Origin of the sequence: Devosia sp. 67-54, from assembly GCF_001899075.1 — a bacterium.
GTDB lineage: Bacteria > Pseudomonadota > Alphaproteobacteria > Rhizobiales > Devosiaceae > Devosia_A.
Window position 1 is genome coordinate 171,512 of the sequence record NZ_MKVA01000003.1, and the last position, 20,776, is coordinate 192,287.

18 protein-coding genes are annotated in these 20,776 nt (G+C 63.8%); 10 read left to right on the forward strand and 8 right to left on the reverse strand.

Annotated features, from left to right (window positions below; translation table 11 throughout):
- Nucleotides 1-11 precede the first annotated feature (11 nt).
- Genes BGO82_RS03470 through BGO82_RS03480 form a run of 3 tightly spaced genes read right to left on the reverse strand, consistent with a single transcriptional unit; the run spans nt 12 to nt 2,484 of the window.
- Nucleotides 12-983, reverse strand: a complete 972-nt coding sequence (locus tag BGO82_RS03470) for an ABC transporter permease (protein ID WP_291304154.1) — start codon at nt 981-983, stop codon at nt 12-14.
- On the reverse strand, nt 980-1,927 hold the full coding sequence (locus BGO82_RS03475) for an ABC transporter permease (RefSeq protein WP_291304155.1): 948 nt from the start codon (nt 1,925-1,927) through the stop codon (nt 980-982). The genes BGO82_RS03470 and BGO82_RS03475 overlap by 4 nt, the downstream gene beginning before the upstream one ends.
- Nucleotides 1,918-2,484 carry an isochorismatase family cysteine hydrolase gene (locus tag BGO82_RS03480; RefSeq protein WP_291304437.1) on the reverse strand — a complete coding sequence of 189 codons (567 nt, stop codon included), beginning with the start codon at nt 2,482-2,484 and terminating at the stop codon, nt 1,918-1,920. The genes BGO82_RS03475 and BGO82_RS03480 overlap by 10 nt, the downstream gene beginning before the upstream one ends.
- Here BGO82_RS03480 and BGO82_RS03485 point away from each other — a divergent pair.
- The 5 genes from BGO82_RS03485 to BGO82_RS03505 all read left to right on the forward strand — a co-directional run bounded on the left by BGO82_RS03485 (nt 2,483) and on the right by BGO82_RS03505 (nt 8,047).
- On the forward strand, nt 2,483-3,307 hold the full coding sequence (locus BGO82_RS03485; protein WP_291304156.1) for a TetR/AcrR family transcriptional regulator: 825 nt from the start codon (nt 2,483-2,485) through the stop codon (nt 3,305-3,307). The two genes, BGO82_RS03480 and BGO82_RS03485, sit on opposite strands and share 2 nt — an antisense overlap.
- A gap of 59 nt (nt 3,308-3,366) precedes the next feature.
- Nucleotides 3,367-4,383 (forward strand): NAD(P)-dependent oxidoreductase, encoded by a 1,017-nt coding sequence (locus BGO82_RS03490; protein ID WP_291304157.1) that lies wholly within the window; start codon nt 3,367-3,369, stop codon nt 4,381-4,383.
- Complete coding sequence (locus BGO82_RS03495; RefSeq protein WP_291304158.1) at nt 4,370-5,188, forward strand: GNAT family N-acetyltransferase; 819 nt, start codon at nt 4,370-4,372, stop codon at nt 5,186-5,188. Before BGO82_RS03490 ends, BGO82_RS03495 begins: the two co-directional genes overlap by 14 nt.
- A gap of 5 nt (nt 5,189-5,193) precedes the next feature.
- On the forward strand, nt 5,194-6,237 hold the full coding sequence (locus tag BGO82_RS03500; RefSeq protein ID WP_291304159.1) for a dihydrodipicolinate synthase family protein: 1,044 nt from the start codon (nt 5,194-5,196) through the stop codon (nt 6,235-6,237).
- A gap of 325 nt (nt 6,238-6,562) precedes the next feature.
- Entirely contained in the window at nt 6,563-8,047 is a 1,485-nt protein-coding gene (locus tag BGO82_RS03505) for an ABC transporter substrate-binding protein (protein ID WP_291304160.1), read from the forward strand.
- 162 nt (nt 8,048-8,209) lie between these two features.
- Here the strand turns inward: BGO82_RS03505 and BGO82_RS03510 are convergent, their stop codons facing one another.
- The 3 genes from BGO82_RS03510 to BGO82_RS03520 form a co-directional block, all read right to left on the reverse strand.
- A complete protein-coding gene (locus BGO82_RS03510) occupies nt 8,210-9,787 on the reverse strand; it encodes an FAD-binding oxidoreductase (RefSeq protein ID WP_291304161.1) in 1,578 nt (525 codons plus the stop codon).
- Between the two features lie 77 nt (nt 9,788-9,864).
- Nucleotides 9,865-11,250: an amidohydrolase family protein gene (locus BGO82_RS03515; protein ID WP_291304162.1), complete on the reverse strand. Its 1,386-nt coding sequence runs from the start codon at nt 11,248-11,250 to the stop codon at nt 9,865-9,867.
- A 27-nt stretch (nt 11,251-11,277) separates the two neighbouring features.
- On the reverse strand, nt 11,278-12,141 hold the full coding sequence (locus BGO82_RS03520; protein WP_291304163.1) for an oxaloacetate decarboxylase: 864 nt from the start codon (nt 12,139-12,141) through the stop codon (nt 11,278-11,280).
- Between the two features lie 126 nt (nt 12,142-12,267).
- On the opposite strand from BGO82_RS03520, the gene BGO82_RS03525 reads away from it, so the two are divergent.
- The 5 genes from BGO82_RS03525 (at nt 12,268) to BGO82_RS03545 (ending at nt 17,955) form a co-directional block, all read left to right on the forward strand.
- A complete protein-coding gene (locus BGO82_RS03525; RefSeq protein ID WP_291304164.1) occupies nt 12,268-13,971 on the forward strand; it encodes an alpha/beta hydrolase in 1,704 nt (567 codons plus the stop codon).
- A gap of 45 nt (nt 13,972-14,016) precedes the next feature.
- Complete coding sequence (locus tag BGO82_RS03530) at nt 14,017-15,396, forward strand: AMP-binding protein (protein WP_291304165.1); 1,380 nt, start codon at nt 14,017-14,019, stop codon at nt 15,394-15,396.
- Nucleotides 15,397-15,484: 88 nt separating this feature from the next.
- Complete coding sequence (locus BGO82_RS03535; protein WP_291304166.1) at nt 15,485-16,387, forward strand: amidohydrolase family protein; 903 nt, start codon at nt 15,485-15,487, stop codon at nt 16,385-16,387.
- Between the two features lie 99 nt (nt 16,388-16,486).
- Entirely contained in the window at nt 16,487-17,158 is a 672-nt protein-coding gene (locus BGO82_RS03540; RefSeq protein ID WP_291304167.1) for a GntR family transcriptional regulator, read from the forward strand.
- A gap of 107 nt (nt 17,159-17,265) precedes the next feature.
- Entirely contained in the window at nt 17,266-17,955 is a 690-nt protein-coding gene (locus BGO82_RS03545; protein WP_291304168.1) for an isochorismatase family protein, read from the forward strand.
- A gap of 97 nt (nt 17,956-18,052) precedes the next feature.
- Here BGO82_RS03545 and BGO82_RS03550 read toward each other — a convergent pair whose 3' ends face one another.
- Both BGO82_RS03550 and BGO82_RS03555 read right to left on the reverse strand, forming a co-directional pair.
- Nucleotides 18,053-19,546, reverse strand: a complete 1,494-nt coding sequence (locus BGO82_RS03550) for an aldehyde dehydrogenase family protein (RefSeq protein WP_291304169.1) — start codon at nt 19,544-19,546, stop codon at nt 18,053-18,055.
- Complete coding sequence (locus tag BGO82_RS03555) at nt 19,543-20,640, reverse strand: Zn-dependent alcohol dehydrogenase (RefSeq protein ID WP_291304170.1); 1,098 nt, start codon at nt 20,638-20,640, stop codon at nt 19,543-19,545. Before BGO82_RS03555 ends, BGO82_RS03550 begins: the two co-directional genes overlap by 4 nt.
- Between the last annotated feature and the right edge of the window lie 136 nt (nt 20,641-20,776).

Below are 20,776 nucleotides of genomic sequence, written 5' to 3' on the forward strand. Positions count from 1 at the left end.
GTTTTTCCTGACTAGCCGACACGCTCGCTGATCCGCCCGTAGAGGGCGGAGGCAAGGATGATGATGCCGCCCATGACGATGAGCTGCATTTGATGGGGGAGGCCCGCGATGTTCACGAGGTTGAAGGCGATCACCAGCACCAGCGTGCCGGCCACCGTGCCCGCGATGCCGCCGCGGCCCCCGACAAAGGTCGTGCCGCCGAGCACCACCGCCGCCAGCACCTGGAATTCGAGGCCCTGTCCGGCAACCGTGCTCGACACGCCCGAGCGCGCCAGCAGCGCAATGCCGGCCAGCGCTCCGAACAGGCCCGACAGCGCATAGGCCGCAATGGTGACACCGCGCACCGGCAGCCCGGAAAGGATCGCCGCGGCGCGGTTGGTGCCGACGAGAAAAAGTTGGCGGCCGAAGGTTGTCGCCTTCTCGATGAACAGGCCGATCCCCGCCAGCAGCAGCAGCGCCAGTGCGAGCACCGGCACGAGGCCGCCGACGCGAAAATTGAAGAACTCGCGGAAGCCTGGCGAGACGATGCCCTTGGCCGTTCCGCCGGTGAACATCTGCGTCAGCCCCATCACCGCCACGCCCATGCCGAGCGTCAGGATGAAGGGCGACACCCGGGAGAACGCGGCGATCACGCCATTGAGCAAGCCGATACCGAGGCCGGCGGCGCAGGCCACGAGGATGGCGGGTGCGATATTGCCGGGGTTGCCAGCCATGACGCTCGCAGCCAGCACCGCCGTCAGCGAGATGACCGCTCCCACCGAAAGATCGACCCCGCCGAGGATCATCACCAGGGTCACGCCGACCGCCGCAATGCCTACGGGTGCGATCTGGCGCAGGACGTTGAAGAGATAGTTGGGCTCGGCGAAGGCGGGCGACACGGCCAGCCCGACGAGGTAGACGGCCGCCAGAACGAAAAAGATCGCGTGGCGCGACGCGCCGGCCAGGGCGACGCCCTTGCGGGGAAACGTGGCGGCGGCGGTCACGCGTTCGCTCCGCGCGGCTGGTTGAGCAGGATCGCGACGATCACGATCACGCCCTTGATGAACTGCTGCACGAAAGCGGAGACGCCGAGCAGGTTGAGGACGTTGGAAATCACCGCCAGCATCAGCACGCCTGCCAGCGAGCGCCAAATGCTGCCGCGGCCGCCCGAAAGCAATGTGCCGCCGAGCACCACCGCCACGATGGCATCGAGTTCGAGCCCGTTGCCGGCAAGCGGGTAGCCGGTGCCCAGCCGCCCTGCCAGCAGCACGCCGGCCAGTGCCGCGGTGGCGCCGGAAATGACGAAGACCGCCAGCCGGATGCGCTCGACATTGATGCCGGCGCGCCGGGCGCTTTCGGGATTCCCGCCCGCCGCCACGAGGTGATAGCCGAACCGCGAGCGGGCAAACAGGAAATGCGCGCCGACCGCCAGCCCCATCAGCAGAATGGCGATCCACGGAATGCCGAAGATGTCGCCATTGGCGAGGATGGAGAGCGGTTCGGAGGTGCGGCCCACGCTCTTGTCGGTGAACGAGAAGATGGCGCCCTGCAAGACTGACAGCATCCCGAAGGTAAGGATCAGTGGGTGGAGCCGCAGCGTGTTGAGGAGCACCCCGTTGAGCAGGCCGATGCCGGCCCCCACCAGGATCATGAGCGCGACCACGGGAAGCGTCAGCACCGCATTGCCATTGAGCAGCACCGAGCTCAGCACCACCACCAGCCCGGCAATCATGCCGATGGAGAGATCGATCATCCCCGCGACGATGACGAAGGTCTGGCCGATGGCGAGGATGCCAAGCACGCCGGCCTGTCGGAAGAGGTTGGCGAAATTGGCCGGATCGCGGAAGGCAGGGATGGTCAGCGCTGCGATGATCACCGTCGCCGCCAGCAGCAGGAAGATGCCGTCGCGGTCGAGGGCGAGCCGTCGCGGCGCGCGGACTACAGCCATGAAATCACCGTCTCTGCATCGGCCACCCAGCCGAACTTCATGGCAAAGTTCTTGAGCGTCGCTGCGTGAAGGTCGGGGGCGAAGGACGAGACGGCGTCGGCCACCAACGTGGTGCGGTAGCCGCGGTCGAAACCGCCCCGCGCCGTTTCGTCGACGCAGATCTGGGTGACCGTGCCGGTCACCACCAGCGAGGTGACGCCGAGCGTGCGCAAATGCCCGTCAAGGTCGGTGCCGTGGAATGCGCCGTAGCTGTACTTCTCGATGCGCAGGTCGCCGGGCTCCGGCTGCAACTCGGCAATGACCTCGGTGCAGTCGAGCTCGCCTTGGGCGTCGTCGTAGCGCCGCCGGAAGCCCTTCCAGCAGCACATCGTGTCGGGCCGGCACTGCGGCGACCACAGCCAGAGAAGGTTGTCCGTCTCGCGCGCCAGGAACTGGGTGAAGATCACCGGGCGGCCGCGGCTGCGAAACTCGGCGATAAGGCGCTGCTGCGCGGCGATCGTGCCGCGGGCGTCGGGCACTTCCAGCGGCGCGCCGACGCGGACGAAATCGTTCTGCATGTCCACGACGACGAGCGCCGGCTGCTCGACGCGCGCGGCCGGCCCGACTTCCGCCGCTGTTGCAGGAAAACGCACCACCAACCCCCACTTCTTGCAGCGATCGACGCCGAAACTTGTAGGGGAGTGTGGGGCGCGTTATGTCTTGAGTCAAGACAATCCAACTGGTTGGTTGAGATTCATGAAAGCTGTCGACAAGGATCCCGCGGCAGCGGACGGCACCAAGGGAGTGCTGCTTCGCGCGGCGCGCGCCGCCTTCGCTGAAGGCGGCCTCGAAGGCGCGCGGGTTGACGACATCGCGCGGCGTGCCGGCATCAACAAGCAGTTGCTGTATCACTATTTCGGCAGCAAGGACGGGCTCTACACGGCGGTGCTCGAGCAGGTCTACCGCGAGATCCGCGAGCAGGAGGCCGCCCTGGCGCTCGACGCGCTGCCGGCCGAGGAGGCGATGCGCAAGCTCGTCGAGTTCTCTTTCGACTACCTGCAGAAATTCCCGGATTTCGTGCGCATCCTGGCCGATGAGAACGCCCACCACGGCCGGCACATGCAGGCCTCCCGGACGGTTGAGCAGATGAACCGGCCGATTATCGAGCTCATGCGCAAGACCCTGGAGCGGGGCGCCGGGGAGGGCGTGTTCCGCCGTGGCCTCGATCCGCTGCACGTCTACCTCTCGATCGCCGGCATGAGCTTCTTCTTTTTCGCCAATGTCCACACGCTGAGCCGGGCATTCAACCGCCCGCTGGGCACGCCCGCGGCCATCGAGGAGCGCCGCGCGCACATTACCGATTTTGCGCTCAACGCCATCCGCCGCCGCAGTTCGGCTTGACAACTCCCTGCCGCTGACCCGAATATCAACCGGATAGTTGATCCGGGGAGGAGACGTGGATGGAAGCCGGCTTCGCCGACATCGAGGCGCTGGAGGAGCGGCTTTCGCGCCCGGATGCAGACGTGGTTGCCGACCTCGCCGAGCTCGATGGCGATATCCTGGTCCTTGGCGCCACCGGCAAGATCGGCCCGAGCCTCACCCGGATGGCGCGTCGCGCCGCCCCAGGCAAGCAAGTCATTGCCGTGGCTCGCTTTTCGGATCCGTCGCTGATCGACCAGTTCCGGCAGCAGGGGATCGACACGATCCAGTGCGACCTGCTCGACCCGGTGGCGGTGGCGGCCCTTCCGGCCGTCAGGAACGTCATTCTGATGACTGGCTATAAATTCGGCGCGACCGGCGATCCGGCTCGCACCTGGGCGGTCAACACCTTGCTGCCGGCGCGGGTCGCGAGCACCCTCGGCGAGCGCCGGCTGGTCGCCTTCTCAACCGGCTGCGTTTATCCGTTCGTGTCGGTCAATTCGAACGGGGCCACGGAAGACTTCCCGCTCACTCCGCCCGGCGAGTATGCCAACAGCTGTGTCGGCCGCGAGCGGTCGGTGGAGTGGGAGGCGAGGCGCAACGGCACTGCGGCGCTGATGTTCCGGCTCAACTATGCGATCGACTGCCGCTATGGCGTGCTGTTCGATATCGCCTCGAAGGTGCTGGCGAACCAGCCGGTCGACGTGTCGACGGGCTACGTCAACGTCATCTGGCAGGGCGATTCCAACGCCATGACCCTGCGGGCGCTGCGTCACGTCGGCACGCCGGCCGTGCCGCTCAATGTCACCGGGCCGGAAACGCTCTCGGTGCGCTGGCTGGCGCAACAGTTCGGCGAGCGGCTGGGCCGGACGCCCAGCTTCGCCGGCGAGGAAGCGCCCACGGCATGGCTCAACAATGCGGCCAGGGCCTTCGGGCTGTTCGGCTACCCCAAGGTGGCGCTGGCACAGATGCTGGACTGGGTTGCCGATTGGGTGGCGCGCGACATGCCGGCGCTCGGCAAGCCCACCGGCTTCGAGGTTCGAGATGGAGCCTATTGAGGGCGAGCTCGCCCTGATCCCGCTCACGCTCGACGACATCGACGACGGCATGGCGCTGGTGACGGAAGCCGGCTGGAACCAGACGCCGGCGGACTGGCGCTTCATGCTCACCGCCGGTCGCGGGATGGGCCTGCGGGGCGATGCGGGCCGGGTGGTGGCAACCAGCATCGTGCTGCCCTATCGGCCGAGGGTGGGCTGGATCGGGATGGTCCTTGTCGCGGGTGGGTATCGGAAGCGCGGCATTGCCACTCGGCTGCTCCGGGCTGCGATCGAGCACTGCCGCCGCCAGCAACTGACCCCGATGCTCGATGCCACGCCGGCCGGGCGTGAGGTGTATCGGCGGCTGAGCTTTGCGGGCGGCGAGACGATCGAGCGCTGGCGCGGCGCGGGCGCCGGGGCAGGGGAGCCGGCCGGGCCGGTGGACGTCGACCTCGCTGCCCGGATGGATCGTGACGCCTTCGGCGCCGACCGCCGGAACCTGCTCGCGGACCTTGCGATGCGAGCCGGCGCACCGCTGTTCCAGCGGCACGGCAGCGTATTGCTGGGCCGCCGCGGCCGCACGGCGACGCAATTGGGACCGCTGCTGTCGCATGATGAAGCTGCGGCGCTGGCGCTCTGCGAACGCGCCGTCGGCGCCATCGCCGGACCCTTGCTGATCGACGTCCCGGTGCGCGAAGAGGCGCTGCGCGGGTTGCTCGCTTCGCGCGGCTTCGGCGTTGAGCGTTCCTTCACGCGCATGAGCCTTGGGATAGCCGCTCCGATGGGCGAAGCCATGCGGGCCATCGCCGGCCCCGAACTGGGATAGAACTGATGCACTGGTCCGAGATTCCCGCCGAAATCCTCGCCGCTTTCCGCGACGGTACCGTCATTCCTGCCCACCCGCTGGCCCTCGGTGCCGAGCGCAGACTGGACGTGCGCCGCCAGCGCGCCTTGGCCCGCTACTACATCGATGCCGGAGCCGGTGGCCTCGCGGTCGGCGTGCACACCACGCAGTTCGCCATCCGCGACGCCGGCCTCTACCGGCCGGTGCTGGAAACGGCGGCAGAGACGGCGTCGGAGTGGACCGACCGGCCGCTGATGCTGATCGCCGGTGCTGTGGGCAGGACCGCGCAGGCGGTCGAGGAAGCGAGGACTGCGCGGAGCCTGGGCTATCACGCCGTGCTGCTCAGCCTCGCCGCGCTCAAGGGGGCGAGCGAGGACGAGTTGATCGAGCATTGCCGGACGGTGGCGCGGGAAATGCCGCTGATCGGCTTCTACCTGCAGCCTGCGGTGGGCGGCGCCCGGCTGCCCATGAGCTTCTGGCAGCGCTTTGGGGCCATCGACAACGTCATCGGCATCAAGGCCGCGCCGTTCAACCGCTATGCGACGCTGGACGTCGTGCACGGCGTTGCCGCATCGGGCGCCGGCGACCGGATCACGCTCTACACCGGCAACGACGACCACATCGTGCTCGACCTGATCCTGCCCTTCGCCACGCCGCAGGGGGAGATGCGCTTTGCCGGCGGCCTGCTCGGCCACTGGTCGGTGTGGACGCAGAAGGCCGTCGAACTGCTCGAGCGCTGCAAGGCTGCCCGGGGGCAAAGCGCGATCTCGGTCGATCTGCTGCGTCTCGACAGCGCCGTGACCGACAGCAACGCCGCCTTCTTCGACGTCGCCAACAACTTTCACGGCGTCATTGCCGGTTGCCACGAGGTGCTGCGCCGGCAGGGACTGCTCGAAGGGCGCTGGTGCCTCGATCCGCACGAGGATCTCAGCCCCGGTCAGGCCGAAGCGATCGATCGCGTGTATCGGCTCTATCCCGACCTCAACGACGACGCATTCGTTACTGCCAATTTGGAACGCTGGTTGGCCTGATTGCAGCTGCCTGGCGACGGCTTCCAGGCCCCTCGCCGGCGGCGCCACTCCTTGTTGGTCACTGCTTCTTGGAATCAACAGCAGGCAACCGACGTCGCTCTCTGCCGCCAAAGACCGAAAGCCCAACGGCATCTAGTTTGGCGATGCTATCCGGGCACCGATCGATACAGCGCCGTCAGCGAAATCGTCATCTGTTGACAGTTGGCAATTATTATGCCCCATTCACTGTCGAATGTCGGAGGCTGGCTGCCGGTCGGGTCTCCGCAAAGGGCTGAACCAATGACCAGGGAGGTGCTCCATGTCTTATGTGGGTAAACTGAGGGGCGTGGCCGCCGTGGCCATGCTGGCGTCGGTGTCGCTGCTCGCGGGGTCGGCAGTTGCCGTCGCGGCGCCGACAGAGCTGACGATCGCGCTGTCGGGCGATATTCCGACACTCGATCCGAGCAAGGATACCTCGCCGATCGGTCTCAATTACCGCCTGAACGTCTTCGAGGCACTGACGCAACTCGACCGCGATGGCAAGGTGCAGCCGCAACTGGCCGAAAGCTGGACCCACAGCGACGACTGGACCGAATGGACCTTCAAGCTCCGGCCTGGCGTCAAGTTTCACGACGGCTCGGCGATGACGGCCGCCGACGTGGTGTTCACCATAGATCATGTGCTGGCGGACAAAACCTCGCCCGTGCGTACCTTCATGCGTCTCGTCAAGTCGGCCGAGGCGGTCGATGACCACACGGTCAAGTTCACCCTGACGCAGGGCTATGCCACCTTCGATCGCCAGGCAAAATATCTCTACATCATGTCCAAGGCCTACTACGACAAGGCTGGCGATACCGGCTACGCGTCCAAGCCGATCGGCACCGGCCCCTACCGCCTGACCGAATGGGTCAAGGACGACCACATGACCCTCGAAGCCTTCCCCGACTACTGGGGCGGCGAGCCTGCCATCAAGAAGGGCATCTTCCACCCGATCCCGTCCGATTCCGCACGCGCCAACGCCCTGCTCTCGGGCGAGGTGGATCTCGTTCCCAGCCTGCCGCCAAGCCTGATGGACATGCTGAAGGGGAATGCCGGCCTGAAGGTCGCGACCGCGCCGGGCTACCGTGTGGCCTTCATGGAAATGGATCCGACCCGGGCTCCCTTCGACAAGCCGCAGATCCGGCAGGCCGTGGATGTCGGTATCGATCGCGTCGCCATCTCCGACCGTCTGCTGCGCGGCACCGCCAAGGCTTCGGGTATCATCGTTCCACCCTCCAACGTCGGCTACGATGCCTCGCTGACGCCGACTCCGTACGATCCGGCGCTCGCCAAGAAGCTCGTGCAGGAATCGGGCTACGACGGCACCGTCTTCAAGCTGGACTATCCGAACAACAATTTCCCCATGGCAAATGAGGTGGCCCAGGCCATCGCCAGCTACATGACTGACGCCGGCCTCAAGGTTGAGCTCAATCCCATGGAGTTCACCGCGTTTTTCCCGGCATGGGTTCAGAACAAGGTGAGCCCAGTGTACTACTTCGCCTACGGCTCGTCGCAGTTCACCGCGGAATCGGTGCTCTCGACCCTCTATGAAACCGGCGGCTCGCCCGCAGGCCATCACACCGATCCGCAGATCGACACCATCATGAAGGCGGAGCGCGCCGAGCAGGATCCCGCCAAGAAGCAGGCGCTGATCACTCAGGCTCTGCGCCTTGGCAACCAGGATCGGCAGATCCTGCCGCTCTACGAGATGCTGCAGGTCTACGGCGCCAAAGCCGACATCGACTACGTCCCGTACCCGGACGAAATTGTGCGCCTCGCCACTTTCAAATAGAACCTTCGCGGGCCGGGAAACCGGCCCGCTTTAGCCTTTAGCCTCCCCGGCTCACATCCAATCCGCAAGCGGCCCCGCTCACGAGTCCACGAGTGGGGCTTTTTTTGTTGACAGCTATGCCAAAGCAAAGGCCCGGCCATGACTGGCTCGTAGTCCGCCGCCTCAACTGGCGATGCTGAAGAGATTACCGGGGCTCATAATGTCCATTGGATCGAACTGCGTCTTCAGCCGCTCAAGCACAGCACGCATGGAAGGAGAACGAGTCTCCATATAGGGGTACTTCCGTCCGATCTGCATGTGCACGCCGCCCAATCCGCGCCACTCCGCCAGAATTTCGCCCGCCAACACCTTGAGACGCTCCCGGGCGGCCGGATTGTCTCCGCGCGGCCGCAGCGCTGCTCTTTGGGCATCGTTCATGAAGTGCAGGTGGATCGGCAGCGGCGCATCCGCCCAGCGTATCAGCGTTTCCACGCCGATGCCCGACGGCCCATGGGTCGACAGCAGATAGCCATGCGAGATGCCGAATTGCTTGAGCGAGTCTGCGTTACGCTGAAAGACTGCCTCGGTTCGGGCGAAGCACACCTTGCCGAGCGAATTCGGCACCACCGTGTGGAGCCACGCCATGCGCTTACCTGAGGGAGTTAGCAGACCTGACATGGTAGGGAACGGCATCGATCGCATGACGCGTGGAATCGAGGCAGGGATTTCGCGTCCGCCTGCGTTGCGGGCGATGCTGGATATGCGCCTCCGCCTGCGCTCGGCGTCGTGGCGGTCGGCGCCCTCAACGATGCAGTTCATTAGGTACCCGATATTGCGCGCGAAGCGCCGCCCGTGAAAGGCGATCAGCGCTGCATCGCGCAGGCCGGCCGTGAGGCTGGAAGCGTCGCGAACCATTTGGACCAGCGTCTTCAGGTCGGAGGCGAGTCCTTCGCTCTGCATGCGCGATTGAGCCGAGAACGGATCCATGCCGAGGCATTCCGAAGCGAGCATCTCGGCACCGATCTGTGCCATGGCGCCCATCTGGGCTTCGGGATCATCAAATGAAAAAGACGCAAAGGCCACTCCTGCAGCCGCAGGAATGAGCTGGAGCGTGATTGCGGTCTTGATGCCGAAGGCGCCGCAATCGCCGAGAAACAGGCCGGTCACGTCGGGGCCGTAATTGCGGAAGAATGGACCTGTGTTTTCGCCCGACGCCGACCCCGTCTGCAGCACCTCGCCAACGCCGGTGACGACGCGCAAGCCGAGGACGGATTCCGCGGAGCTGCCGCGGGAGGCCGAGCCGAAGAATTTGGCGCCCTGCGACACCGACGCACCGATCGTGGCGTGCAGGCCGGAAAACGTGCCCCAGAACGGTGTTGTTAGTTCCAGCGGGCGCAACGCATCCCGCAGCGCGGCCCAGGTCACCCCAGGCTCGACGGTCACATAGCGGTCGAAGGCATTGATCTCGATGAGCCGATCGAGACCGGAAAGGTCCACGATGGCACAACCGGCGCGTGCCGGCAGATAACCAGCGCTATAGGAAAGTCCGCCGCCGCGGCTATAAAGGCCGGCGCCGGTCTCACGTGCCTGCCGGACCAAGGCAAGGACATCAGCTTCGTTGCGCGGCCGGAAAACGGCGATCGGCCGATGTTCGGCCTCGTAGTAGACGTCGCTGCTGTAGAGCTCCAGATCGTCGGTGACCTTGGGAACGTCCGGCAGTGCTGCCGCAAAGGCGGCTGCTACATCAGCACTGTTGGTCATGATGCGCTCCTGCCTCCCCGTCCGGGCTTGCGTGTTCCGTAGCCACGGCGACCACGCTGCTTCCCGTGCTGCAAATCCTATCTGAGGCTACGGCGCTGATAGCGGCCGTGCCCTTGCGTTGCAGCAACGATGGAGCCATCGCGATACACCTCGACACCGCGGACGAACGTGGTCATGACTCGTCCACGTAGCGGCACGTCCTCATAGATGCTGTAGCCGGCATCGCTGAAAAGATCGGCAGGCTTAAGGACGTAGTCGGCATCGAGGTCGACAAGCACGACGTCCGCGTCGAACCCCGGCTCTATCGCGCCTTTGCGACCCCACAGGCCCATGGCGCGCGCCGGCTTCTCGCACAGCATCGAGACGATCCGTTCGATCGTAACACCGCGCTTGCTGTGGCCTTCAGACAGCATGATCGGCAGCAGGGTTTCGAGACCCGGGCAGCCAGGCGATGCTTTCCAGATGCCACCTTCCTTGGACGCTGCGGTGCGATGCACGTGATCGGAGGCGACGGTGTCGATATCTCCCGAGGCAATACCCCGCCATAGCGCTTCCCGGTCGGTTGGCTCCCGCAGCGGTGGATTGATCTTGCCGACTACGCCTCGCTTCCAGGTGACGTCATGCGTCAAATAGTGCGGACAGGTCTCGATGGTGATGTCGACACCGCGCCGTCGCGCATCGATGGCGGCGTCCAGCGCTTCGCCCGAGGATGTGTGCACCACATAGATCGGCGATCCAGCCGCGCGGCAAAGCCGCGCGGCGCGCTGGATCGCGTCCGCCTCCACGAAAGGCGGACGGGTGGCATTCCAGGAGGCGAGGCCGCCGGTTCCTTCCGGGTCGGCGGCCATCACCTTGTCACGCAACGAATGAACGACTTCGATATTCTCGGGGTGTGGGCATACCATGCCACCATGAGCGGCGCAGGCTTCTGCGAGCCGATAGAGAAAGGCATCGTCGATATCGGGCAGACCGAGCCGCTTGCCTTCGCCGCCGCGATTGTTCATGAATATCTTGAAGCTGGGCACCCCGAGCTCGTCGACATATTGCGGCACTCGGGCAAGTTGCGCTTCCGTCGAGATGATAAGGTGATAGCCGAAATCGACGTGACTGCCCTGCTCAGTGATCGCGCAGACTTCCTCGAAAATCTCGGAATGCTCCTGTGGCGACAGGATATAGGGCACGATCGTAGTCACGCCACCGCTCGCCGCCGCGGCGGTTTCGCTTGCCGCGTCCGAAGCGGCACGCGGAAACGAGATGTCGTTGCCATGACCCAGATGCACATGCACGTCGAGCGCGCCGGGCATCACAAGTTTGCCGGTTGCGTCGACTAGCCGACGCGCCTCGGCCGGGGTACCCGGCACCATGATGGCAGCGATCTTGCCGTCCTGGATGGCGATGTCGAGCGCTACCGGCGGCATGCCCGCACGGGCTACGTTACCGCCGCGAATGACGAGATCGAACATCTTCAAACTTCCTGAAACGACGCATGCTCATCTGTAGGATTTCTCTTGCGTGTCGAATTCGCCCTTCCGCACGGCATTCTGCCGCATCTCAAAACTCGCCAGCGCGTCCTTTATGGCTTCGAGAGAGCCTGTGCGGCGCAGCTCGCCGAGCACGTTGTAGACCGACAACAGCGCGGCCTGCAGCGCGGCATTTGCAAAGAGCGCCGCGCCAAACTGCATGTCCTTGAGGCCGGCGTGGTCGACCGGCGGCGTCTTGCCGCCGAAAACATAATTGAACACCTGCGGCACCGGCAATTCGCGGGCAATGCGCGCGATGTCATCTACGTTCAGAGGAGCCTCGACGAAGGTTACATCCGCTCCCGCCTCGATGTAGCGATGGGCGCGCTCGAGCGCGTCTTCGAGACCATTGACCGCGATCGCGTCGGTACGCGCGACGATCTGGAAATCGTCATCGCGCCGGGCGTCGGCGGCCGCCTTGATCTTCTGCACCATCTCTTCGGTCGGGATGACGCCTTTGCCATTGAAGTGGCCGCACTTCTTGGGAAAGACTTGGTCCTCGATCTGAATGCCCGCCGCGCCGGCGCATTCGTAGGCCCTGACGGTACGATAGGTATTCACCGGGTTGCCGAAGCCGGTGTCGCCGTCCGCGAGCAGAGGGATGTCGACAGATTCCGCAATCGCGGCGATATGCTGCACCATCTCGCTCATCGTCACCAGACCGATATCCGGCGCGCCCAGATACATGTTGGTGACGCCCGCGCCGGTGACATAGGCGCACTCGTAACCCAGTTCCTGAATCACGTTGGCGAACAGCGCGTTGGGCGTCCCGGGCATCAACACGGCATGGCGGCGGGCCAAGAGGCTCTTGAGCTGTGCAGCGGGTCTACTCAAGCATGGTCTCCTTGGTCGGTATGGTCGGCCGTTGGGATTGTGGGATCCGGCCGCCTTAGGGGGTGCTGGACATATTCTCGGTTGTATGTTGTAAACTGTCAACAGTGCTGCTGATAGCTCTGCCGCATGCCGACCTTCTCTCCAGAGGAAATCTTCTTGGATCCAGCTCTTCACGGGAACGGCGCGCCGCCGATAGCCGACGCGGCGGCGACGAGTGTGCACAAGGGGTTCGTCGAAGTCGATGGTTTGCGTCTGCACTATGTGAGGCGTGGACGCGGCCCAGCAATCGTCATGCTGCACGCCAGCCCATGCTCGGCCAAGGTCATGGCGCCGCTGCAATCCCTGTGGGGTGACGAATTCACCACCATTGCCTTCGACCTGCCGGGCTTTGGCCTGTCGCAACCGCCTGAAACAGGCGAGATCACCATCCCGCGCCTGGCCGACATCATCGCTGCCGGCATGCGCGCGCTAGGCCTTGCCAACGCCGCTCTTTACGGTCGGCATACTGGCGCCAGCGTCTGCCTCGAAATCGCGCTGCGTTGTCCCGACCTGGCCGCCATGCTGCTGACCGACGGCTTGCCTGTCTTTGCCGCGCCCTACACCGAAGAGCGCCTGCGCGAATATCTGCCGCCCATCGAGACGCGCTGGGATGGGGGGCATCTCACCTGGGCATTTTTCCGCTATCGCGAACAGCACATGTTCTGGCCGTGGAACAGCGCCGATCTCACGCACCGGGCCGACACCGACCTGCCTGATATCGACTTCCTGCATCGTGGCACTGTCGAGCTGCTCGAGGCTGCGTCCACCTATGCAAGGGTCTATCGCTCGGCGTTTCTGCACGAGACGCTGCCTCGCATTGGGGAGTTGTGCATCCCGGCTTATTTCGGCAACCGGCCGGGCGACAGCCAGTACAAGACCATTCCTCGCTATCCGCCCGGAGCGGCAGTGCACGTCATGCCGCGCGATCACGACTTGGCGGCACTGGAGGAATTGGCGCTGTTGCGGCGGCATCCGGCCTCGAGCACCGCGCCGCCCCATATCAGCCGCTTCGCGCAGCGGCCGCTGCCCGACCGACTGCGCGACTACATTACCACCCGCCATGGCGATGTGGGAGCAATCGGCTGTGGTCTCGCGAAGCCGGGCGTCCCCCTGCTTTATCTTCACGATATTCCCGGTGGCATAAGCCTGCACGAGGCCGAGATCACCACGCTGTCGCAAGCTCGCCCGGTTGTGGCAATCGAACTGGCCGGCAACGGTGAGTCGGATGCGCGACAGGCACCAGATATCCAAGTCTGGCTCGATCAGATCGCCGATGTTCTGGCGCTGCTCGGCTGGAGTGTCATCGAAGTCTACGCCCACGGAACGTCGGCGGCGTTGGCGCTGGCTTTGGCAGCACGACATCCTGCTTGCGTCTCCGGCATTGTCTTGCGCTCGCCACCTATTCTCGATGCCGGAGCCCGACAGCGCTTGGTGACCCGCTACGCCCCCGATATCTCGCCGTCCGAGGATGGCAGTTATCTGCTCAGGCTCTGGCACCATCTGCGTGACCAGGAATTGTGGTGGCCATGGTTTGAGCGCACCCACGAAGCGCGCAAGGCGACCGAGCCACGCATCGATCCCGATCTGCTGCACCGAAAGGCGGTGACGCTGCTCAAGCAACCTCGCCTGTACGCTGCGCTCTGGCAGGAAGTTCTGTCGCACGACTTGCCGGCAGCTCTGGGCCGCGCCAGCGTTCCCGTGCAAATCGTGGTCGAGCCTACAGACACTTTTGCCGGCATTGCCGCGCACCACATGGCGTGCCGCACGCAAGGAGCCGGTACGAGCGGTTGAGCTCCGGCCGACGCCAGACTCGAAGATCAAGACTGGAGATTCTCGATGCCCGCTGATGTCCCCATCTACACTCTGCCCGACATTCAGCGCCAACCGCTCAACGCGGTACGAGCGTTACAGAACGACCTGCTGCGGCAGATGGTGGCGCTTTGCTATGAGCACCATCCGTTCTACTCCATGCGAATGCGGGAACTCGGGCTGACGCCGGACGATATTTCGACCGTCGACGATCTGAAGAAGCTGCCGCCTTCATCCAAGTCCGATTTTCTCGCCGACCCGGAAGCGTTCCGGCTGCGTCCCGAAGGCCTGCCAGTGGCGGAGGGAACGCTATGGAAGATCATCTACACCACCGGCACGACATCGGGGCGCCCGGCGCCGATCTTCGTTACGGCGCATGATCATTTCGCCTACCAGGATCTGTTCCGGACGCGGCAGGAGCTGATCGGGCTCAAGAATACGGACCTCATTGCCAATCTGTTCCCCATGACGTCTTTCCCTCTTGGTGCCTATTCGCGTGGGCCAGACGAAGCGGCGGCGGTGGGAGCGGCGATGCTGGTGACCAATACCGGTCGCGTCGACAGCTACTACCCGGTCAATCGCAGCGTCGATGAGGCGGTCGCGGCCATTGCGCGACACCGCGCCACGGTCCTTTGGGGCGTTGCCGGTTTCGTGCGGCGCATCCTGCTCAGGGCCGCCGAAACCGGCGCCGAATTCACGTCGGTTCGCATGGTGATGACGACCGGCGAGGCTGCCTCTCCCGCCATGCGCGACGACCTGCGCCAGCGCATGCGCGACCTCCGTTGCGCCGATACTGTGATCGTCAACCGCTATGGTTCGACCGAGCAGGGCGGCACGATGATCGAATGCCGCGATGGCTCGGGCTTTCACAGTTCGATGCCCGACCAGGTGTTCCATGAGATCGTTGACGACGAAACGGGCGAAAGGCTGGCGGATGGGCAAAACGGCATGCTGGCCATCACCCATCTCAATCGGCGCGGCACGGTGTTTCTGCGCTACAAGCTTGGAGACATGGGCGCGCTTGACCACGCACAATGCCCCTATTGCGGCCGCACCTCGGTTCGCCTCTCGTCAAAGCCGGTGCGAATAGGCGACATTATCAAGATCAAGGGCGCGCTGGTGAACCTCGCCAACCTCAAGGTTGAACTCGACAAGATCGGCCAGCTCGATGAATATCAGATCGTGGTGACATCCGAATCCGAGGCTGATCCATTCTCGCCCGACGTCCTGCTGGTGCGGCTCGCTCCCGCTACGGGCGCCAATGAGACCATCGGCGACGATATCGCGTCTCTGGTGACGCAACTGACGAACTTGCGGCCACGCATCGAGATCACCCGACGCGACGCCATCTACGACCCTGTCACCATGGCGAAGCCTAAGCGTATCGTGGATGTTCGCAGGCGGTAGTTCCAGGCCATCTGCTGGCCTCGAAAGATCGTTAACTGTTGACAGTACGCCTGTGCGTTTTTAGGCTCTACTCAGCAGGAGGCATGTCGTGGCCAAGACCGATTACCCGTTTAATGCAAACGCGACCAAAGACGGCTATGGAGCCGTCGACATCGTGGTGAATTTCTATACGCCACAGGTGATCGCCGAGAGGCGCGTGCCCACCGATGAGAATTTCCGCGACCAGGTCCGCATGGCTGATGATCATCGTCGCGGGCTAACGCCGGAACAGTATATCGAGAAGATGGATCGCGCCGGCATCGAGCGCTCCTTGCTGATCGCTGCGCGGTGTGGCGATCGCCGGATGAGCACCTCGACCGAGATTCCTTATTCCTACATCTACGAGACCTGCCAGCAATATCCTCACCGCTACTCTGGTGTCGCCGGCATCAATCCGCTGCTGGGCATTGCCGGGCTTAAGGAGCTGGACCATGCGGTGAAGGATTACGGATTCGTCGCTGCGCATCTGTATCCACATTGGTTCGGCCAGGCGCCCGATGCCGCGATCTATTACCCCTACTATGCCCGCTGCGCGGAGCTGGGCATTCCGATCATGATGCAGGTTGGTCATTGCCTGATCTACAGATCCGACAATCGCCTCGCGACCGTCGCCAAGCCGATCACGCTCGATCGTATCGCCATTGATTTCCCCGAGCTGACCATTGTCGGGATTCATCTGGGCTATCCCTGGACCGAGGAAATGATCTCGGTGGCAACCAAGCATAAGAATGTCTACATGGCCGGCGATGCCTATGCTCCGAAGCATTGGGGGCAGTCGGCGGTCCATTTTGCCAATACGTTCGGGCAGGACAAGTTCATGTTCGGCACCGACTGGTGGGTTATCGATCCCGAACGGGCGGTAAAGGACGTCGATGAGCTTGAGTTCCGCGCTCATTCTAAGCGCAAGATCATGCGCGACAATGCGATGCGCGTCTTTAGCCTGCCGGGCTAGAGGAGAAGTGTTGGCCGCCTCTTGGATCGCCGCCAAATCGCCGGTAAACAGTCAGCTACCGCTAGGACAAGGTGGGTGTCGGCGGAACCGAGGGCGAGTATGAGCACCATTCAACCGATCATTGGGGCCTCTCTGAGTTCCGAAGCGCTCGACATGGTCGTTGGGGCGATCACGTCGGGTGAGTTCGAGCCTGGCGAACGCTTGTCTGAGGCCGATCTTGCCCGGCGGCTGGGCATCAGCCGGGGGCCGTTGCGGGAAGCGTTGGGCCGCCTCGAGGGCCGGCTCGTGACCCGGACGCCGCGCATCGGTGTGCGCGTGATCGAGTTCTCCAAGCAGGACATCGAAGATCTTTTCTATACCCGCGAGGCGCTTGAAGGCATGGGCGCACGCCTCGCCTGCGAACGTATTTCGGCCGCCGAGTTGGCGAATCTGCGCAGCCTGCTCGATCATCATAGCCAGCAGCCGGAAGTGATGGCGGGGGCCGCTTATTCGCCGCGCTCCTTGGACGAGGATTTCCATCTCTCCATCATCCGCGCAGCCAATTGTGAGCAGATCGAGCGACTGCTCATGGATCAGATCTACTATCAGCTGCGCATTCATCGGCGGAAGTCCAGCACATTGCCCGGCAGGGCGCGCGCGGCGCTGGCGGAGCATGAGAGCATCGTGCTGGCCTTGGAGGCCCGCGATCCCGACCAGGCGGAAAGGGCGATGCGTACCCACTTGCGCAATGCACGGATCAGCGCGATGGCGGCTTACGTCGACAAGGATTGATAGTGAGCGGGCCTTCAGAATTGGCTATGCCCTGAAAATCTGTTGACAGTCGGCAATATGGTTGGGACACTGGCGACACGCTTATGAACACGTGAAGGGATGGCGTTGTGGGCGAGCAGATTTGGGCGGGGTTGATCCCGGAAGATGAAACCAAGGCATATGAGGCTGCAGGTTTCGGGCGCTCTTCCGGCATCGGCAGTCGTCCGGCCCTGCTTATCATCGATGTACAGTATCGAACGATCGGCACGGAACCGAAACCGTTCTGGGAGTCTATCGAGGAATTCCCGACCTCCTGCGGCGAGGTCGGCTGGCAGGCCGCTGCGCGTATCGAAAAGCTGCTCGCCATATTCCGCGCCAGAGGCTGGCCGGTCATCTACCCCTATGTTGCGCCCAAGGAGACCTTCGATACCGGGCGGCTGGCGGCCAAGGTACCGGCGCTCATGGGCGTTGCCGCCAAGGGCTATGAGTTCGTTCCGTCAGTTGCACCGCAGGCCGGTGACATCCTATTGCCCAAGCGGCATCCCAGCGCCTTTTTCGGCACGCCGCTCGTGAGCTATTTGGTGGAACGCGGCATTGACACGCTGGTTGTCACAGGCTGCACCACCAGCGGTTGTGTGCGCGGCAGCGTCGTAGATGCCTTTGCTTACAACTATCGTGTTCTGGTGCCGCACGACGCCGTCTATGATCGCTCGCGCACCTCGCACCTGGTCAACCTCTTCGACATGAATGCGAAGTACGCAGACGTGATGTCCACCGACGAGGCGCTGACGCAATTGGCGGCGGTGAAGGATCGGTAAGTTTCCCCTCGGTATCGCTCTTCTCGGTCGGGCGCCTGCTACGACAGAAAAGGACGCGCGAAGCTGCTTCGTGGGGCCTCTCTTCGATGTCGGACGGTTAGAGCGGCGCTGCGATAGCCTTGGTTTCCATATAGGAATTGAATACGTCTTCGCCCTTTTCGCGACCCCAACCCGATTGGCGGAAGCCACCAAAGGGGAGGGCGCTGTCGCCCACGAAGTGGCGGTTGATGCCGATCGTGCCGGCTCGGACGCGCGCCGCCATTTTGTGCGCCAGCGAGAAGTCTTGGGTGAAGATGCTTGCGGCGAGCCCATAGGGGCTGCCATTGGCTTCGGCTGCGATGGCATCGAGGTCATCATCGCCGAACCGCAGCGCTGAAAGCACCGGCCCGAACACCTCTTCACGCACGATAGTCGAGGCCGGTGTGAGGTTTGCAAGGATCGTGGGCTTGTAGAAATATCCTTCCCCCTCGATAGGCGACGCGCCGGTGACCACGGATGCACCGTCGCGGACCGCCGCTTCGGTCATGCCGGCCACGCGGTCGCGGTGGGCGGCTGAAATCAGCGGTCCCATCTGTGTCTGCGGATCGAGGCCATAGCCGACGCGGAGTGCATTGGCCGCCTCAGCCACACCCTCGACTACGCGGTCGAAGGCCCGTTCATGCACATAGAGCCTCGAACCGGCTGTGCAGATCTGGCCGGCGCCGGAGAAGATGCCATTTGCAATCGCCGGCACCGCGCTCTTCAGGTCGGCGTCGGGGAAAACGATGACCGGGCTCTTGCCGCCCAGCTCGAGCGTGATGCGCTTGAAATTGGACTGTGCCGCAGCAATGGCGATCGAGCGGCCAACTGCCGTCGAGCCGGTGAAGGCGATCTTGTCCACCTGCTGGTGGCTCGCGAGCGCCTTACCGACGTCCGCTCCGCCCAGGACGACGTTGAACACGCCTGCGGGGATGCCGGCTTCGACCGCCAGTTCCGCCAGATAGAGTGCCGACAGCGGCGTCTGCTCGGCCGGTTTGAGCACGATGGTGCAGCCCGCAGCTAAGGCAGGCGCGATCTTCCACGCAGCCATCATCAGCGGGCCATTCCACGGCACGATCTGGGCCACGACGCCCACCGGGTCGCGCAGCGTATAAGCATGCCATTCGCCCGGTGCGGAGACTGGAATGGTCCTGCCGGTCAGCTTGGTCGGCCAGCCCGCGGTATAGCGCAGCAGGTCGATGGAGGTGCCGACATGACCGACGCGTGCTGCTCCGATCGGCAGGCCGGCGTTGAGCGACTCGATCTCGGCCAGCACTTCGGAATGCTCTTCGATCAGGTCGGCAAACTTCCAGATGACCCGCGAGCGCATATTCGGCTTCATCGTGCGCCAGGGGCCTTTGTCGAAAGCGACGCGCGCGGCGGCCACCGCCTTGTCGACATCCGCCGTCCCTCCGACCGGCACACGCTGCATTTCGGCGGCCCGGCCCGGATCCATCACGGGGGCGGTCTCGCCGCTGGCTGCCGGCTCATGTTGCCCGTTGATGAAGTGCCCCAGCGCGCGGGCGAGGAAGGTCCGCGTTCCCGGCTGAAGATCGGGAAGTTCGCCACTCATGCCGAAACCTCGGCATGGAAGTCGAACAGTTGGCGTACCGCCACTCCGCTTCGGAGGTTGGCGAAGCCCTGGTTGATCTGGTCGAGTTCGATCTTGTCGCTGATCAAGTGATCGAGCTTCAGCCGGCCCTGGCGGTAATAGTTCATCAGGTTGGGGATATCGACGCGGAACTGGTTTGAGCCCATGGAGGAACCCTGGATCTTGCGATCCTTGATGAACATCGAACCTTCGAATTCCAGCTTCTGGCCCGGCTTGAACATACCAATCAGCGTGGCTGTGCCTCCCATGCGCAGCATGCGGAAGGCCTGATCTGCTGTCTGTTTGAGGCCTAGCGCCTCGAAGGCATAGTTGACGCCACCCTTGGTCATCTCGACCACGTCGCCGACAGGGTCCTTGTCGGTAGCGTTGATGACATCGGTCGCGCCCAGTTCCGTGGCAAGCGCCAGCTTGCTGTCAAGCCGATCGATCGCGATGATGCGTCCGGCGCCGGCGATCACCGCCCCCGAAATCACCGACAGCCCGACACCGCCGCAGCCGATCACGGCAACGGTAGAACCAGGTTCAATCTTGGCGGAGTGGATGACCGCGCCGACGCCCGTCAACACGCCGCAGCTGACCAGCGCGGCGCGATCGAGCGGCAGGTCGCGGTCGATTTTGACGATGGCGTTTTCATGTACGAGCATCTGCTCGGCGAAGGCGGAGATATTGGAGGACTGGTAGACCACCTCGCCATTGAGCGACATGCGGCGGGCAACGCCTGGTGCCAATTTGACCGTATCGGATTCGCAGAGATTGGGGTGTCCGGTCACGCACTGCGGACACGTCCCGCAGAAAACCGAGAGGCAGCCCACCACATGGTCGCCGGGCTTGACATAGATCACGTCTTCGCCCACCGCCTCCACAATGCCGGCCGCCTCGTGTCCTGGCACGTAGGGGACTGGATGCGGGTAGGTGCCGTCGGCAAAGTGAAGGTCGGAATGGCAGATACCAGCGTAGGCCGTGCGTACGAGCACCTCGCGGCTCTTGGGCTTTTCGATCGTGACATTCTCGAGGGTGATCGGTTCGCCAGCCTTCCAGACGACTGCAGCTTTCATTTTAGGTTCCTGATGCCCGGAGCGCTCTGCTCCTACCGGCAATATTAGTGGCCGGCTGCCATGATGTCTACTGTTGACAGGTCAATGCTTGGCCACTAGCGTTTCTTGCTGACTGGCGCGCTGACCATCAGAAATC

Bases quoted from the DNA above. Each gene is read 5' to 3' on its own strand.
- BGO82_RS03515 (WP_291304162.1), bottom strand. From the start codon at position 11,250: ATGTTCGATCTCGTCATTCGCGGCGGTAACGTAGCCCGTGCGGGCATG.
- BGO82_RS03540 (WP_291304167.1), top strand. From the start codon at position 16,487: ATGAGCACCATTCAACCGATCATTGGGGCCTCTCTGAGTTCCGAAGCG.
- BGO82_RS03480 (WP_291304437.1), bottom strand. From the start codon at position 2,484: ATGCAGAACGATTTCGTCCGCGTCGGCGCGCCGCTGGAAGTGCCCGAC.
- BGO82_RS03490 (WP_291304157.1), top strand. From the start codon at position 3,367: ATGGAAGCCGGCTTCGCCGACATCGAGGCGCTGGAGGAGCGGCTTTCG.
- BGO82_RS03550 (WP_291304169.1), bottom strand. From the start codon at position 19,546: ATGAGTGGCGAACTTCCCGATCTTCAGCCGGGAACGCGGACCTTCCTC.
- BGO82_RS03500 (WP_291304159.1), top strand. From the start codon at position 5,194: ATGCACTGGTCCGAGATTCCCGCCGAAATCCTCGCCGCTTTCCGCGAC.
- BGO82_RS03485 (WP_291304156.1), top strand. From the start codon at position 2,483: ATGTCCACGACGACGAGCGCCGGCTGCTCGACGCGCGCGGCCGGCCCG.
- BGO82_RS03495 (WP_291304158.1), top strand. From the start codon at position 4,370: ATGGAGCCTATTGAGGGCGAGCTCGCCCTGATCCCGCTCACGCTCGAC.
- BGO82_RS03555 (WP_291304170.1), bottom strand. From the start codon at position 20,640: ATGAAAGCTGCAGTCGTCTGGAAGGCTGGCGAACCGATCACCCTCGAG.
- BGO82_RS03510 (WP_291304161.1), bottom strand. From the start codon at position 9,787: ATGACCAACAGTGCTGATGTAGCAGCCGCCTTTGCGGCAGCACTGCCG.
- BGO82_RS03530 (WP_291304165.1), top strand. From the start codon at position 14,017: ATGCCCGCTGATGTCCCCATCTACACTCTGCCCGACATTCAGCGCCAA.
- BGO82_RS03475 (WP_291304155.1), bottom strand. From the start codon at position 1,927: ATGGCTGTAGTCCGCGCGCCGCGACGGCTCGCCCTCGACCGCGACGGC.
- BGO82_RS03525 (WP_291304164.1), top strand. From the start codon at position 12,268: ATGCCGACCTTCTCTCCAGAGGAAATCTTCTTGGATCCAGCTCTTCAC.